11 protein-coding genes are annotated in these 15561 nt (G+C 69.1%); 3 read left to right on the forward strand and 8 right to left on the reverse strand.

The features are described 5' to 3' along the window. Window positions 1–88: 88 nt before the first annotated feature. From JKG67_RS03030 to JKG67_RS03040, 3 genes are all read right to left on the reverse strand, one after another. On the reverse strand, window positions 89–3061 hold the full coding sequence (locus JKG67_RS03030; RefSeq protein WP_203335746.1) for a bifunctional [glutamine synthetase] adenylyltransferase/[glutamine synthetase]-adenylyl-L-tyrosine phosphorylase: 2973 nt from the start codon (window positions 3059–3061) through the stop codon (window positions 89–91). A 16-nt stretch (window positions 3062–3077) separates the two neighbouring features. Then, window positions 3078–4415, reverse strand: a complete 1338-nt coding sequence (locus JKG67_RS03035) for a glutamine synthetase family protein (RefSeq protein ID WP_203335747.1) — start codon at window positions 4413–4415, stop codon at window positions 3078–3080. A 79-nt stretch (window positions 4416–4494) separates the two neighbouring features. After that, the gene (locus tag JKG67_RS03040) at window positions 4495–5175 is read right to left on the reverse strand and encodes a helix-turn-helix transcriptional regulator (RefSeq protein WP_203335748.1); all 681 of its coding nucleotides are present in this window, start codon (window positions 5173–5175) and stop codon (window positions 4495–4497) included. A gap of 94 nt (window positions 5176–5269) precedes the next feature. Between JKG67_RS03040 and JKG67_RS03045 the strand changes: the two genes are divergently transcribed. After that, the gene (locus JKG67_RS03045) at window positions 5270–5731 is read left to right on the forward strand and encodes a hypothetical protein (protein ID WP_203335749.1); all 462 of its coding nucleotides are present in this window, start codon (window positions 5270–5272) and stop codon (window positions 5729–5731) included. Window positions 5732–5758: 27 nt separating this feature from the next. Here JKG67_RS03045 and JKG67_RS03050 read toward each other — a convergent pair whose 3' ends face one another. Together JKG67_RS03050 and polA are read right to left on the reverse strand one after the other, a co-directional pair. After that, window positions 5759–7801 carry an NAD(+) synthase gene (locus tag JKG67_RS03050; protein WP_203335750.1) on the reverse strand — a complete coding sequence of 681 codons (2043 nt, stop codon included), beginning with the start codon at window positions 7799–7801 and terminating at the stop codon, window positions 5759–5761. A gap of 36 nt (window positions 7802–7837) precedes the next feature. Further along, a complete protein-coding gene (gene polA, locus JKG67_RS03055; RefSeq protein WP_203335751.1) occupies window positions 7838–10522 on the reverse strand; it encodes a DNA polymerase I in 2685 nt (894 codons plus the stop codon). A 92-nt stretch (window positions 10523–10614) separates the two neighbouring features. On the opposite strand from polA, the gene JKG67_RS03060 reads away from it, so the two are divergent. Both JKG67_RS03060 and JKG67_RS03065 read left to right on the forward strand, forming a co-directional pair. Beyond that, on the forward strand, window positions 10615–11052 hold the full coding sequence (locus tag JKG67_RS03060) for a hotdog fold thioesterase (RefSeq protein WP_203335752.1): 438 nt from the start codon (window positions 10615–10617) through the stop codon (window positions 11050–11052). Window positions 11053–11217: 165 nt separating this feature from the next. Next, window positions 11218–12552, forward strand: a complete 1335-nt coding sequence (locus JKG67_RS03065; protein ID WP_203335753.1) for an ABC transporter substrate-binding protein — start codon at window positions 11218–11220, stop codon at window positions 12550–12552. Window positions 12553–12635: 83 nt separating this feature from the next. Here the strand turns inward: JKG67_RS03065 and JKG67_RS03070 are convergent, their stop codons facing one another. Genes JKG67_RS03070 through JKG67_RS03080 form a run of 3 tightly spaced genes read right to left on the reverse strand, consistent with a single transcriptional unit; the run spans window position 12636 to window position 15557 of the window. Further along, the gene (locus JKG67_RS03070) at window positions 12636–13403 is read right to left on the reverse strand and encodes an ABC transporter ATP-binding protein (protein ID WP_203335754.1); all 768 of its coding nucleotides are present in this window, start codon (window positions 13401–13403) and stop codon (window positions 12636–12638) included. Beyond that, window positions 13400–14380, reverse strand: coding sequence for an ABC transporter ATP-binding protein (locus JKG67_RS03075; protein WP_203335755.1), 981 nt, complete (start codon window positions 14378–14380; stop codon window positions 13400–13402). The genes JKG67_RS03070 and JKG67_RS03075 overlap by 4 nt, the downstream gene beginning before the upstream one ends. Beyond that, window positions 14373–15557, reverse strand: a complete 1185-nt coding sequence (locus JKG67_RS03080; protein WP_238997792.1) for a branched-chain amino acid ABC transporter permease — start codon at window positions 15555–15557, stop codon at window positions 14373–14375. Before JKG67_RS03080 ends, JKG67_RS03075 begins: the two co-directional genes overlap by 8 nt. Between the last annotated feature and the right edge of the window lie 4 nt (window positions 15558–15561).

A 15561-nucleotide genomic window follows, 5' to 3' on the forward strand; every position in this document is an offset into this window, starting at 1 on the left:
CGTTCCGTTACGGAACTAAAGGTAACGTAACGGCTCGTAACCTAATTGGCAAGGGGTGGGGAGATTTTCTTTACTTTGCAGGGTGCTGTCAGTCCCAGAACACTCGATCCACCACCGCTCGGGCGTGCCTGGTGGTGCGGAGGTAGTCGTTCACCATGGCGTCGGTCTCGCCGGGCTGGTAGCCGAGCACCGAGGCGATCGCCGCGAGCTCCCGCGCACCGGTCGGCAACTGGTCCGACGGCCGACCGCGGACCAGGGTGATCGCGTTGCGGACCTCGCTGACCATCCGCCACGCGACGGCCAGTTCCTCGGCGTCGGCCGCGCTGACCAGCCCTGCCTCGGCGGCTGCCGCGAGCGCCTCCAGCGTTCCCGGGGTCCGCAGGCCGGCGACCCGACCGGCATGTTGCATCTGCAGCAACTGCACCGTCCATTCGATGTCGGCGAGCCCTCCCCGACCCAGTTTCAGATGGGTGTGCGGATCCGCGCCCCGCGGCAGTCGCTCCTCGTCGACCCGGGCCTTGATCCGGCGTACCTCACGGATCGCGTTCTCGCTGATCCCCTCGGCAGGGAACCGCAACGGATCGACGAGCGCCGTGAACTTCGCGCGCAGTTCCTCGTCCCCCACCACCGCATCGGCCCGCAGCAGCGCCTGGAACTCCCACACGTCGGCCAGTCCGGAGTAGTAGCCGGCGTAGGAGTCCAACGTGCGCACCAACGGCCCCTGGCGACCCTCCGGGCGCAGGTCCGCGTCCACCTCGAGCGCTGGATCCGAGCCGGACAGGGAGAGCAGCCGACGGAGCTCCTCGGCCACCCCCTTCGCATAGGAGGCCGCCTCGTGGGCATCCACGCCGGGCAGCGGGTCGTGCACGAACATCACATCGGCGTCGCTGCCGTAGGCGAGTTCGAAGCCGCCGTACCGTCCCATCGCCACGATCGCGAACCGGGTCGGTGGCTCCGCCAGCGATCGCCGGGCGCACGCTGCCGCCTGGACGACCTCCAGGGTGGCCGCCAGGGTGGCGTCGGTGAGCCTGCTCAGCGCCTTGCCGACCTGCTCGACATCGATGAGGTGGTCGAGTTCGGCGACCGCCACCCGAAGCAGCTCGCGGCGCCGGATCCCCCGGATCGCGCGCACCGAGGACTCGGCATCGCTGGCCCGCCGGGCTGCCGCTGTCATCTCCGCGGTGAGCGCAGCGGGGGTCGGCGGCGTCAGCTCACTGCCCAACAGACGGACGCCTTCAGGCTCACGCTCGAGCAGGTCGGTGGCGTACCGCGAGGTGGCCAGCACGCGGGCCAGCCGTTCCGCCACCAGTCCCTCGTCGCGAAGCAGTCGCAGGTACCACGGCGTCCGTCCCAACGCTTCGCTGATCCTGCGGAACCCGATCAGACCGGCATCGGGGTCCGGGGCGCCCGCGAACCACTCCAGCATCGGCGGCAGCAACTGCCGTTGGATGGCCGCGGTGCGGGTGACCCCCGCCGTGAGGGCCTCGATGTGGCGCAGTGCCGCCTTCGGATCGGCGTACCCGAGCGCGGCGAGCCGGGTCCCGGCCGCCTCGGGGGTGAGGCGGGCGCCGTCCCCGGGGATCTTCGCCACCGCCTCGAGCAGCGGCCGATAGAACAGCTTCTCGTGCAGGCGGCGCACCTCCCGTCTGTGGTGCTCCAGCTCCTTGTCCAGCGCCCGCACCGGATCCTTGCTGTGGCCGAGCGACCGACCGAGTCGCCGCAGGTCCTCCTCATCCTCGGGGATGACATGGATCCGCCGCAGCTTGTGCAGCTGGATCCGGTGCTCGACAGTGCGCAGGAACGCGTACGCCGCGGCGAGCGCGTCGCCGTCCTCCCGGCCGATGTAGCCGGCCCGGGTCAGGTGGGCCAACGCGCTCAGGGTGGTGGGGGCCCGGATCGAATCGTCGGCTCGGCCATGCACCATCTGCAGGAGTTGCACCGCGAACTCCACGTCACGCAGCCCTCCGGAGCCGAGCTTGAGTTGCCTCTCGGCCTCCTTGGCCGGGATGTGGTCGATCACCCTCCGGCGCATCGCCTGCACGTCGGTGACGAACCCGTCCCGCCCGACCGCGGTCCACACCAGCGGAGTCGTCATCTCGAGGTATGCCGCACCCACCTCCCGGTCCCCGGCCACCGGGCGCGCCTTCAGCAGCGCCTGGAACTCCCAGGTCCGCGCCCACTTCTCGTAGTAGCCCTGATGGCCGCGCAGCGTCCGTGACAGCGGCCCGTTGCGCCCCTCGGGGCGCAGCCCCGCATCCACCGGCCAGATGGTGCCCTCGGCCGTGTCGTCCGAGCAGATCTGGATCAGCGCCGCGGCCAACTTGCTGGCCACTCTCAGCGCCACGTCGTCGGCCACTCCGTCGGCCGGCTCATGCACGAAGATCACGTCGACGTCGCTGACGTAGTTGAGCTCGTGCCCGCCGCATTTGCCCATCGCGACCACCGCCAACCGCGCACTGCTCGCCTCCTCGCCGATCCGGGCCCTGGCCACCGCCAGAGCCGCCTCCAGGGTGCCGGCGGCCAGGTCGGAGAGCTCGGCGGCCACGTCGTCGACGCCGACATGGTGAGCCAGATCCCTGGCGGCAAGCCGGAGCAGGTGCCGGCGGTACTCCACCCGGAGCGCGTTCATGGCGTCCGGTTCGGGCACGGTGGCCACGGGTGTGGCGTCCGTGGCGTCGGCGCCGACGGCGTCCAGCAGGCTCGCCCGCAGGTGACCCGCGGTCGGCCGGGTGGTGCCCATCGTCGGGTCGGCCAACTCCGACCAGTGCCCCGGGTGTCGCAGCAGGTGGTCTCCGAGCGCGGCGCTCGCGCCGAGCACGGAGAGCAGCCGCATCGCCGTACCCTCGTCGTCGGCGACCTCACGGACGAATCCGTCCGGCAGCAGTTCGGCCAGCTCGACGAGCGTGCGCAGCGCCTGGTCGGGGTCGGCCACCCGGCCCAGGATGGCGAGCAGGTCAGCCCCGGGTCCGCCCAACTGCGCCAACCCCGTGATCGCGGCGTCGATGTCGACGAAGCCGCGCTGGATCAGCTCGGTACGGGTGGTCCGCCTGTTGTCAGCCACGCCTGGGGTCCGGACCTCAGATCACCGGCAGCATCTGGTCCCGCTCCCAGGCCGAGACCTGGCCGCGGTAGCCCTCCCACTCGGCGCGCTTGTTGCGGAGGAAGAAGTCGTAGACGTGCTCGCCCAGCACCTCGGGCAGCAGCTCGGACTCCTCGGCCACGGTGATCGCTTCGTAGAGAGTGCGGGGCAGCGGGTCGATGCCGAGTGCCTTGCGCTCCCGCTCGGTCAGCGACCACACGTCGTCCTCGGCCTCGGCAGGGAGCTCGTAGTCCTCCTCGATGCCCTTCATCCCGGCGCCGAGCACGACCGCGTACGCCAGGTAGGGGTTGCAGGCAGCGTCGATGCTGCGCAGTTCCACGCGCGTGGACTGGCCCTTGTTGGGCTTGTACATCGGGATCCGCACCATCGCCGAGCGGTTGTTGTGTCCCCAGCAGATGTACGACGGAGCCTCGCCGCCGCCGAGCAGCCGCTTGTAGCTGTTCACCCACTGGTTGGTCACGCAGGTGATCTCGCTGGCGTGCCGTAGCACCCCGGCGATGAAGCTGCGCCCGGTCTTGGAGAGCTGGTACTCGGCCCCGGCCTCGAAGAAGGCGTTGGAGTCGCCGTCGAAGAGCGAGACGTGGGTGTGCATGCCGGACCCCGGATGGGTGGTGAACGGCTTCGGCATGAAGCTGGCCCAGATGTCCTGGCCGAGCGCCACCTCGCGGATCACGGTCCGGAAGGTCATGATGTTGTCGGCGGTGGTCAACGCGTCGGCGTAGCGCAGGTCGATCTCCTGCTGCCCGGGGCCTCCCTCGTGGTGGCTGAACTCCACCGAGATGCCCATCGCCTCGAGCATGCTGATCGCCTCGCGGCGGAAGTCGGTGCCCCGGGACTGGGCGGTGTGGTCGAAGTAGCCGCTGCGGTCGACCGGCACCGGCTCCGCGCCGGGCGCGAGGTCACCCTTGAAGAGATAGAACTCGATCTCGGGGTGGGTGTAGAAGGTGAAGCCCTTCTCCGCCGCCGCGCCCAGGGTGCGCTTGAGGACGTGCCGCGGGTCGGCGTACGACGGGCTGCCGTCGGGCATCGCGATGTCGCAGAACATCCGTGCCGTCGCCGGCCCCTCACCCCGCCACGGCAGGATCTGGAAGGTGGACGGATCGGGTTGGGCCAGCATGTCGGCCTCGTGCACCCGAGCGAACCCCTCGATCGCGGAGCCGTCGAAGCCGATGCCTTCGGCGAACGCTCCCTCGAGCTCGGCCGGAGCCACCGACACCGACTTGAGGAACCCGAGGACGTCGGTGAACCAGAGCCGGACGAACCTGACATCACGCTCTTCGAGAGCGCGGAGAACGAAGTCTTCCTGCTTGCCCATGGGGCAACTGTAGGGGGTCGAGGGCCACAACGGGTGTCCCCCACCGCCACAATCGCCCACCGGCGGGCCGGTCAGCCGCTCAGGTCGCGCGCGGACCCACCTGGAGGCAGCACCCACCGCCCGACCTGGGCCGCCTGGTCACCGGTCGGTCGCAGTCGACCTGGTCGGCCAAGGCGATCAGGAACTCCTCGTTGACGCCGCAGACGAGTTCCTCGTGACCGGCGGCGAGTCGCTGGAAGGGACAATTGGTCAACACCGTCGTCGCCGCTTCTGCGCGAGGCTCGTAGCCGAGCCTGAGCAGCGCCGTCTGGAACCCCGACGGACCCTGCTCGGGCGCTATTGCGTCGGCGACAGCCACGGCCGCCGCCTTGGCGGCGTCAGAGAGCGCCCGGGGCATCTCCACCCCGCCAAGGGCCCGCTCCACCGCGTCGGCCAGCACCTCACCCGCGAGGTCGTAGCGGCGGCTGGGGATGCTGACGTTGACCTCACCCTGGGCCCTGACGTACAGCTTGGCAGGACGCCCCGCCCCCGGCCCGGAGCGTCCGCTGAGCCGTCGGAACTCGGTGGCCAGCAGCCCTGCCTCGACCAATCGCTCGAGGTGGAAGCGGGCGGTGTGCCGCGGCACCTCCAGGGCGTCGGCGGCCTGCTCGCGGCTGACCGGCTCGGGTTGTCGGGCGATGAACCGGTACAGCCGTTGCCGGATCGGATCGGCCAGGGTGCCGATCCTGGTCGCTCGGGCCGCGAGCGCGTCGTCGGTCATCCCCCCTTTCTATCAGACACTGATCTTGTTTCTAGAGATTCGCAGGATTATCGTTGAAAGAACCGGATAGTCACGCCCCGAAAGGAAGTGCATCATGGCTGCCATCACCCACGCCTGGCACGACCTCGTCCACGACATGCGCGACGAGTTCCACGACATCGCCACCATCACCAAGGTCGATGCCGCGCGTCAGGCCTACCTCGCTCTCTGGATCACCCTGTTCGCCCTCCCGCTGCTGTTCGGAGTGGATAAGTTCATCGCGGTCATGAGTGGCTCCTGGGAGATGTACCTGGCCTCCTGGGTCACCACGGCCCTGCCCGGCACCGCCGCCACCGCGGTGATGACCATCGGTGTCGTGGAGATCCTGCTCGCCATCGCGGTCCTCACCATGCCGCGGATCGGTGGCGATCTGCTGGCCGTGTGGATGGTGCTGGTCGCCGTCAGCCTGTTCAGTGTCGGCGGCTTCGTGGAACTGGGCGTGGCAGCCTTGGCGCTCGGCGTCTGTGCGCTCGCGATGGCGCGGATGTCACGGGTGTACCACCACCAGGAGGGCTGAGCAGGTGTCCGACCGGCTGGGCCAGGCTCAGTCGGTCGGCACTGACGCCGCGATCTCCGCCAACCACGCGGCCGGAGTCGCATCAGAGGGCATCCTCCAGTCCCCGCGCGGCGACAGCGAGCCACCGGCGGAGACCTTGGGTCCGTTCGGCAGCGCCGAGCGCTTGAACTGGTGCGCGAAGAACCGTCGTACGAAGACCTCGAGCCAGCCTCGGATCGTCGCCAGGTCGTACTGCCTGCGGTCCTGGTCGCGGAAGCCCGGGGGCCAGTCGCCCGCGTCCGTGTCGTGCCAGGCATGCCAGGCGAGGAAGGCGATCCGGCTCGGGCGGGCGCCGCGCCGCAGCACGTGGAAGAGCGTGAAGTCCTGCAGGGCGTAGGGACCCACCGCATCCTCGGTGGCCTGCGGCTTCTCCCCCTCGCGGGTGGGCACCAGCTCCGGAGTGATCTCACCGGCCAGCACCTCCTGGAGCACCGCGTTGGTGTCCTCCCCGAACTGGTCGTGGCTGATCACCCACCGGATCAGATGCTGGATCAGCGTCTTCGGCACCCCGGTGTTGACCGCATAGTGCGACATCTGGTCGCCCACCCCGTAGGTGCACCAGCCCAGCGCCAGCTCGGACAGGTCACCGGTGCCGAGCACGATGCCGCCGCGGTGGTTGGCGAGCCGGAAGAGGTAGTCGGTGCGCAGTCCCGCCTGGACGTTCTCGTAGGTGACGTCGTAGTGGTGCTCCCCGGCGCTGACCGGGTGGTCGAGGTCGGCGAGCATCTGGGTCGCCGCGGGCCGGATGTCGAGCTCGGCGAAGGTGACGCCGAGGGACTTGGCCAGCCGGGTGGCCAATCCCTTGGTGGTGTCGGTGGTGGCGAAGCCGGGCATCGTGAACGCGTGGATGTCGGTGCGCGGCCGACCGAGCCGGTCCATCGCCTTCGCGGCGACGATCAGCGCATGGCTGGAGTCGATGCCGCCGCTGATGCCGACCACCACCGTGGGCTGACCGATCGCCTGGAGGCGTTGCTCCAATCCGGAGACCTGGATGTTGTAGGCCTCGTAGCAGTCCTGCTCGAGCCGGTCGGGGTCGTTCGGGACGAAGGGATAGCGATCCACGGCGCGACGCAGGCCGATGTCCCCGGCCGGTGGGTCGAGGCGGAACTCGACGGTGCGGAACTCCGCGGTCCGGTGCGTGTGGGTCCGCCGGTTGTCGTCGAAGGTGCCCTGCCTCAGCCGTTCGGTGCGCAGGCGTTGCAGGTCCACGTCGGCGACCGATCGGCGTGGGCCGTCGGGGAACCGCTCGGTCTGCGCCAGCTTCTCGCCGCACTCGAAGACCATCGTCTGGCCGTCCCAGGACAGGTCCGTGGTGGACTCGCCCTGGCCGGCGGCCGCGTAGAGGTAGGCCGCCAGGCAGCGGGCGCTCGCCGAGCGGACCAACAGCTCCCGGTCGTCGGCGCGGGAGACGGTGATCGGGCTGCCGGACAGGTTCGCGAGCACCGTGGCGCCGGCCAGGGCCGCTTCGGCGCTGGGCGGGACCGGCACCCACATGTCCTCGCACACCTCGACGTGCAGGGACAGGCCGGGCACGTCCTCGGCGGTGTAGATCAGGTCCGGGCCGAGGGGCACCTGTTGGCCGGCCAATGTGATCGTGGCGCCGCGGCGGTCATCCCCGGGGGCGAAGTGGCGCCGTTCGTAGAACTCACGGTAGGTGGGCAGATAGGACTTCGGGGAGACTCCCAGGACCCGGCCCCGGTGGATGACGACGGCGGTGTTCAGCACCCGGGTGCCGTGCACCAGCGGCGCCCCGACGACGAGCACCGGGAGCAGGGTGCGGGAGGCTTCGACGATCTCGGTGATCGCCGATTGCACGCCCTCCAGGAGGGTGTCGGCCAGCAGCAGGTCATCGATGGCGTATCCGCTCAGGCACAGCTCCGGGAACAGCGCCACGGCGACGCCGTCGTCGTGGCAGGCCCGCGCCTCGGCCAGCACCGCCGCCGCATTGGCGGCCGGGTCGGCCACCGCGACCGGCACGGTGCAGGCCGCCACCCGGGCGAATCCCTGTGCGTACGCCGAATAGAAGTCCACGTGGGCAGTCTAGGCGGCTGCCTGGGTCGGAGCGGCTCAGTGGGCGGCGTCGTGCCAACTGCGGCCGGTGCCCACCGACACGTCCAAGGGGACGGTCAGCTCGGCGGCACTGCCCATCTGCGCACGCACCAGCGCCTCCAACGCCTCCCGCTCCCCCGGCGCCACCTCGAAGACCAGTTCGTCGTGGACCTGGAGCAGCATCCGCGACGTCAACCGCTGCTCCACCAACGCCGCGTCGACGTTGAGCATCGCGACCTTGATCAGGTCAGCTGCCGACCCCTGGATCGGCGCGTTCAGGGCCATCCGCTCGGCCATCTCGCGACGCTGCCGGTTGTCGCTGGTGAGGTCCGGCAGGTAGCGCCGTCGTCCCATGATGGTCTCGGTGAATCCGGTGCGCCGGGCCTCGTCCACCACCCCGGCCAGGTAGTCCCGCACACCACCGAAGGTCTCGAAGTAGTCGTCCATCAGGCCGCGGGCCTCACCGGGCTCGATCCGCAGCTGCTGGGAGAGCCCGTACGCCGACAATCCGTAGGCGAGGCCGTAGTTCATCGCCTTGATCTTGGCGCGCATCTCGGTGCCCACCTCGGTCGCGTCCACGTCGAAGACCCGGGCCGCGGTCAGCGAGTGGAAGTCCTCCCCGGAGCGGAACGCCTCGATCAGCAACTCGTCGCCGGACAGGTGCGCCATGATCCGCATCTCGATCTGGCTGTAGTCGCACGTCATCAGCGACTCGTACCCCTCCCCCACACAGAACCCCTCCCGGATCCGGCGGCCCTCCTCGGTACGGACCGGGATGTTCTGCAGGTTCGGGTCGGTGCTGGACAGTCGCCCGGTGGCGGCGATGGTCTGGTGGAAGGTGGTGCGGATCCGGTTTCCGGCGCCGACGCTCTTCAACAGCCCTTCCACCGTCTGCCGGAGCCGGATCACGTCCCGGTGGCGGAGCAGATGCTCAAGGAAGGGATGGCCGGTCTTCTCCAGTAGCGTGGCCAGTGCGTCCGCGTCGGTGGTCCAGCCGGTCTTGGTCCGCTTCGTCTTCGGCATGTCCAGTTCGTCGAAGAGCACCACCTGCAACTGCTTGGGCGACCCGAGGTTGATCTCCTTGCCGATCACGTCGTACGCAGCACTGGCGGCTGCCTCGACCTCGGCTGAGAAGTGCGCCTCCAGGCCGTGAAGGTGGTCCAGGTCCACGGCGATCCCGACCCGTTCCATCGCGGAGAGGCACCCGATCAGCGGCAGTTCGACCTCGGCAAGGAGTTGGCTCCCGCCGTGTTCGCCGACCGCGATGTCGAGAGCGTCGGCCAGGTCGAGCACGGCTCGGGCACCCAGCATCGCGGTGTCCGCGGCCCCGGCGTCGTCGAGCCCGTCCAGGCTGAGTTGGCCGTCGGAGGAGTCCGCGGTGAGCTCGCGCTTGAGGTAGCGCACGGTCAGGTCGGCCAGGTCGTAGGAGCGCTGATCCGGGCGGACCAGGTACGCCGCCAGGGCGGTGTCGCTGGTCAGTCCGGCCAGCGGCCAGCCGCGGGCGTCCAGGGCGTGACCCTGCCCCTTGGCGTCGTGCATCGCCTTCGGCACCGAGGCGTCCGCGAACCATCCGGCAATGGCCTCGTCGTCGGCCGGGGTGACCTCGGCAGCGTCGAACCACGCTGCCCGGCCGGCCGCGGTGGCGATGGCCACCGACCACACGTCGCCGCTGCCCGAGGCCCATCGTCCCTCGATGGCCACGCCGACCCGGTGCCCGTCCCGAGCGTGCGCGGCGAGCCAGGGCGCCACCTCGCCGGCTGCCAGCCTGGTCCCGTCGACCTCGACGCCGGTGTCGTCGATCTCCTCCTCCGACTCCAGGGTCTCGAAGAGCCGGTCGCGCAGCACCCGGAACTCCAGCGAGTCGAAGAGGGTGTGCACCTCCTGGCGATCCCAGGGTTGGCGAACCAGATCCGCCGGCTGGTGGGGCAGGTGCAGATCGCGGACCAGTGCGTTGAGCCGGCGGTTGCGGAGCACGTCGTCGAGGTGGGCGCGCAGGTTCTCACCGGCCTTGCCCTTCACCTCGTCGGCTCGGTTGATCAGGTTGTCGAGACCGTCGAAGGTGGCCAACCACTTGGCTGCGGTCTTGGGTCCGACGCCGGGGATGCCGGGGAGGTTGTCGGAGTCCTCGCCCACCAGTGCGGCCAGTTCGGGATAGCGGTGCGGTGGTACGCCGTACTTGGCCTCGACCGCGTCGGGGGTCATCCGGGCCAGTTCGCTGACGCCACGCATCGGGTACAGCACCGTGGAGGTGTCGGTGACCAGCTGGAGTGAGTCCCGGTCACCGGTCAGGATCAGCACCTCGAAGCCCTCGGCGACGGCCTGGTGGGAGAGGGTGGCGATGATGTCGTCCGCCTCGTACCCGGCCAGGTCGAGGTGGGTGATCCGCAGTGCGTCGAGGACCTCGGCGATCAGCGGCAGTTGGCTCTTGAACTCGTCGGGGGTCTTGTTCCGCTTGGCCTTGTAGTCGGCGTACTCCTCGGAGCGGAACGTCTGCCGGGACCGGTCGAAGGCCACCGCCACGTGGGTGGGCGCCTCGTCCCGGAGCACGTTGATCAGCATCGAGGTGAACCCGTAGACCGCATTGGTGTGCTGTCCGGTGCTGGTGGAGAAGTTCTCCACCGGCAGTGCGAAGAAGGCCCGGTAGGCCACCGAGTGGCCGTCGAGGAGCAGCAGGCGTGGTCGGGAGGCTTCCGGCGCAGTCACGGTGCCGAGCCTAGTCGCCGGCGAGGTGGCCGCCGCCAGATGGTGCCGGGCCACCGGGCCCCGGCTCCGCAACGATGGGCACAATGGCGGGCATGACCGACACCACCGAGCCCGCCGCCGCCCAGGAGGTCATCGACCTCGCCACCGGGCAGATGGGTGCGCTGAACGAGAAGATGGGCGTGGAGATCGTTGCCGTGTCCGCCGAGCGGATCGAGGCCACCATGCCGGTGGAGGGCAACACCCAGCCCTACGGACTGCTGCACGGCGGCGCCTCGGTGGTGCTGGCCGAGACGCTGGGATCGATCGGCTCGGCGATCCACGCATGGCCGGACCGGATCGCCGTCGGCGTGGACATCAACGCCACCCATCACCGGTCCGCGCGCGCCGGCACGGTGACCGGCGTGGCGACCCCGATCCACCTCGGCCGGACGTCGGCCTGCTTCGAGGTGGTGGTCACCGATGAGCAGGGCAGGCGCCTGTGCACGTCGCGGATCACCTGTGCGCTGATCCCGGCGAACCGCGGCGCGTGAGCCCGAGGTCGGTCTGCCGATCTCTCGATGACGTAACGGTTCGCTAACGACGTCGCCCGATCCGGTGCGGTGTGCCCGGACAGGTCTAGCGTGATTTCCAATCGTGGTCCAGGTTCCGAACGGGCCACGGTGATCCGTGCACCAACGACAGGGAAGGTTCACACCGTGAATCGACGACACACCTGGGTCAAGGCCATCGCCGGCTCCGCCGCGCTGGCGCTCGCCCTCACTGCATGCGCCGAGGACGCTGACGAGCCGGACGCCACGCCGGACCCGACGGCCGAGGAGACCCCCGTCGAGGATGACTTCCTCGACGCCCAGTGCGCCGCTGACGCGTCCAGCGACTCGGTGCTCAAGGTCGCCGGCATCCTGCCGCTGACCGGTTCCCTTGCCTTCCTCGGCCCGCCCGAGGTCGCTGGTGTCGGCCTCGCGGTGAACGACATCCAGGCTGCTGGCGGCGTGGCTGGCACCGAGGCCTGCTACGTGATGCTGGACTCCGGTGACGCCGACGACGCGTCGGTCAGCAACGCCTCCGCACAGGCCGCCATCAACGGCAATGCCTCGGTGGTCATCGGCGCTGCGGCCTCGTCGGTGACCCGGCTGATCATCGACGCGATCACGTCCGAGCCGATCGTCCAGATCTCCCCGGCGAACACGGCCGCGGACTTCAGTGGCTACTCGCCCTTCTACTTCCGGACCGCACCGCCGGACGGCATCCAGGGCGCCGCACTGGGCAACCTGCTGGTCGAGGAGGGCAACCTCCGGGTGGCGTTCATCGTGTTCAACGATGTGTACGGCACCGGCCTGCGCGATGTCGTCCAGGGTGTCATCGAGGAGTCCGGCGGCGAGGTCGTCTTCGGGGCCGCCGGCGCCGGTCAGGAGTTCGCGCCGGGTCAGACCGTCTTCTCCACCGAGGTGAGCGGCGCGAGGGCCACCAACCCCGACGCGATCGTGGTGCTGGCCTTCGACGAGACCAAGTCGATCGTCCCCGAACTGGCCAACCAGGGCTGGGACATGGAGCGGGCCTACTTCACCGACGGCAACACCACGAGCTACGCCGATGACTTCGACCCGGGCACGCTCGAGGGTGCCAAGGGCACCATCCCGGGTGCGGACCCCTCCGGTGGCTTCAAGGACCGGGTGAACGGCTGGTACGAGCAGGTCGAGGGCGATACTCTCGACTCCTACTCGTACGCTGCGGAGTCCTATGACGCGGTGATCCTGGCCGCGCTGGCCGCCCACCAGGGCGGGTCGACCGACCCGGAGACCATCCAGGCGAACCTGCACTCGGTCTCCGGCGCTGACGGTGGCACCGAGTGCCTCACCTACGCCGACTGCGTGGCTCTGATCGATGCCGGGGAGACGATCAACTACACCGGCCCGTCGGGCTCAGGTCCGTTCGACGACGAGAACGACCCGTCCTCGGCGTTCGTCGGCATCTGGGAGTGGGACGGCAACAACGAGATCGCCATCGTCGGTCAGGTCGAGGGCGCCAAGTGATCTGAGGGTCACTGCGCCACTGGCTCAACAACGAATGAGGCCCCCGGATCCTGAACGGATCCGGGGGCCTCGCTCGTGGGATCTCAGTGGGGTTTGTCGGCGTCCAGGTCGGTGGCCAGGGTGCCCAGGTAGAGCTCGATCACCTTGGGGTCGTTGGCCAGGTCCCGCCCGGTGCCGGTGTGGGCATCGCGGCCCTGGTCCAGCACGTAGCCCCGGTGACAGATCTGCAGGCAGCGGCGGGCGTTCTGCTCCACCATCACCACGCAGACACCGGTCTTGTTGATCATCCGGGTGCGCAGGAAGGTCTCGTCCTGACGGACCGGGGAGAGCCCGGCCGACGGCTCGTCGAGGAGCAGCACCGAGGGCTCCATCATCAGCGCTCGCGCCATGGCGAGCGACTGTCGCTCACCGCCGGAGAGGCCGCCCGCGCTGGTGTTCCTTCGCTCGTGCAGCAGCGGGAAGAGGTCCCACATCGCCGCGAGCCGCTCCTGCGCCTTCTTGGGGCGCAGGAACAGCCCCATCCGCAGGTTCTCCTCGATGGTGAGGCTGGGGAACACGTTGTTGGTCTGCGGGACGAAGCCGACGCCCATCTCGACCAGCTTGTTGGTCCGCCGGTGGGTGATGTCCTCACCGTTGAGCAGCACCTCCCCCGAGTGCACCTTCACCAGCCCGAACATCGCCTTGAGGAGCGTCGACTTGCCGGCCCCGTTGGGTCCGATGATGCCGATCATCTCGCCCGGGTAGGCGGTGAGTGAGCAGCCGTTGAGGATGTTGACCCCGGGCAGGTAGCCGGCGACGATGTCGCGGGCTTCGACGACCGGGGTGCCGAGGTCGGTCTGGCTGGCGCTCACTTGTCGTCTCCTGCTTCCTCTTCGGCCACTTCGCGGGCCAGCTGCTGCAGGGCTTCGTCCTCCAGCAGCGAGTCATCGCCCAGGTCGGTGTCGTGGTGGGCGCCCAGGTAGGCGTCGATGACGGCCTGGTCGGCCATCACCACCTGCGATTCGCCCTCGGCGACGACCCGACCTTCGGCCATCACCACCACCCAGTCGGAGATGTGGCGCACCATGTGCATGTCGTGCTCCACGAAGAGCACCGTCATGCCTTCGTCGCGAAGGTCCTGGATGTGTCGAAGCAGCGATTGGGTGAGCGCCGGGTTCACCCCGGCCATCGGCTCGTCGAGCATGATCATCGTCGGGTCCGTCATCAGCGCCCGGGCCATCTCCAGGAGCTTGCGCTGCCCGCCGGACAGGCTGCCCGCATAGTCGTTCTTCTTCTCCAGCAGTTGGAAGCGGTCCAGCAGTTCCAGCGCCTTCGCGGTGTTCTGTCGCTCCTGGCGTCCCCAGAGGGGTTGCAGCCAGGAGAACAGCAACTGCTCACCCCGCTGGCCGCGGGCGCCGAGCATCATGTTGTCCAGCACCGTCATCCGGCTCAGCGCCTTGGTGAGCTGGAAGGTCCGCACCATGCCTGCCCGCGACACCGCCGACGCCGAGGTGTTGTCCAAGCTCTGCCCGTTGAACGACCAGTGCGCCGCCTTCGCCGGCCGGTGGAACATCGTCTTCGCCGAGGTGGCCTGGTCGAACCCGGTGATCAGGTTGAAGAAGGTGGTCTTGCCGGCCCCGTTCGGCCCGATCAGCGCGGTGATGATGCCGCGTTGCACCTCGAGGTGGTCGACGTCGACGGCGGTCATGCCGCCGAAGCGGCGCACGATGTTGTCGACGGTCAGGATCGGGTCCGGCTTGGCCACCCCGGGGGTCGCCTCGATGCCCTGCACCAGCGCTCGGCGCGCCTGGGGGTCCGACAGGTCCGTGACCACGGTCTGTTCAGGCATTGAACTGCAACTCCCTCTTGTTGCCCAGGATCCCCTGCGGCCTGAAGATCACCAGCAACATCAGCATCACGCCGACCACCACCCAGGAGAACTGGGCCGCCTGCTGGGTGGTCATGATCGAGTCCGGGACGACGGCGTCGGTGACTCCTCGGATCAGGATCCGCACCGAGAAGAAGAGGATCGCGCCGAGCACCGGGCCGAAGATCGTCGCGGCCCCACCGAGCAGCAGCGCCGTCCAGATGAAGAAGGTGAGGGATCGGCCCATGGCGTCCGGCTGTACCGAGGTGGGCAGCACGTAGATCATCCCGCCCAGGGCACCGAGGCTGCCGCCGATCAGCAGCGCCTGCATCTTGATCATGTACACGTTCTTGCCGAGGCTGCGGATGGCGTCCTCGTCCTCGCGGACACCGCGAAGCAGGCGCCCCCAGGGGCTGCGCACCAGCAGCCAGACGATCAGGAGTACGACGGCGACGGTGGCCCAGGCGACGGCCCGCACCCACCATCCGTCGACCCCGGTGTTGTGGTAGTTGAACGGGCCGACCGCGGTCCGGCCGTCGCCGAAGAAGGAGAGGTCGGTGAACGAGCCCCGGTACGCGCTGCCGGCGAGCCCGTGTGAGCCCCCGGTGACGTCGCCGAGTTGGGAGAGCCGTCCGACGTACCGGAGGATCTCGGCCGCCGAGATGGTCACGATGGCGAGGTAGTCACCGCGCAGCTTCAGGGTCGGGATGCCCAGCAGCAGCGAGAACACTGCGGCGCAGGCGAGGCCGATCAGCACCGCAAGCCAGATCGGCAGGCCGTTGCTCAACGCGATCGCGAAGCCGTAGGCACCGAGCAGCATGAAGCCGGCCTGACCGATGTTCAGCAGCCCGGTGAAACCGAAGTGGATGTTCAACCCGATCACTGCGATCGCCACCGCGGCCGTCTGGGGCTTGAGCGCCTCGCGCAGCACCTGAGCGCAGAGGTTGGGGATGGTGCCGGTGAAGTTGGTCGCCACGAACCACATGGCTGCCAGCACGAAGACACCGACGCCGGTGAGGATCAGGGTCTTGACGGTCTTGGACTTCGTCGACTCCTCGAGCAACTCCTCGGGGAGTTCGTCGACCTCGATCTCGTAGTCCTCGACGAGATCGTCCGGACTGACCTCATCCCCGTGGACGGGGGGCTTCTGTTCGTTCATCGTC

The organism is Nocardioides limicola, from assembly GCF_016827675.1.
GTDB lineage: Bacteria > Actinomycetota > Actinomycetes > Propionibacteriales > Nocardioidaceae > Nocardioides > Nocardioides limicola.

Excerpts from the sequence above, each read along its gene's own strand:
- JKG67_RS03060 (WP_203335752.1), top strand. The coding sequence starts at position 10,615 with ATGACCGACACCACCGAGCCCGCCGCCGCCCAGGAGGTCATCGACCTC.
- JKG67_RS03040 (WP_203335748.1), bottom strand. The coding sequence starts at position 5,175 with ATGACCGACGACGCGCTCGCGGCCCGAGCGACCAGGATCGGCACCCTG.
- JKG67_RS03035 (WP_203335747.1), bottom strand. The coding sequence starts at position 4,415 with ATGGGCAAGCAGGAAGACTTCGTTCTCCGCGCTCTCGAAGAGCGTGAT.
- JKG67_RS03075 (WP_203335755.1), bottom strand. The coding sequence starts at position 14,380 with ATGCCTGAACAGACCGTGGTCACGGACCTGTCGGACCCCCAGGCGCGC.
- JKG67_RS03045 (WP_203335749.1), top strand. The coding sequence starts at position 5,270 with ATGGCTGCCATCACCCACGCCTGGCACGACCTCGTCCACGACATGCGC.
- JKG67_RS03080 (WP_238997792.1), bottom strand. The coding sequence starts at position 15,557 with ATGAACGAACAGAAGCCCCCCGTCCACGGGGATGAGGTCAGTCCGGAC.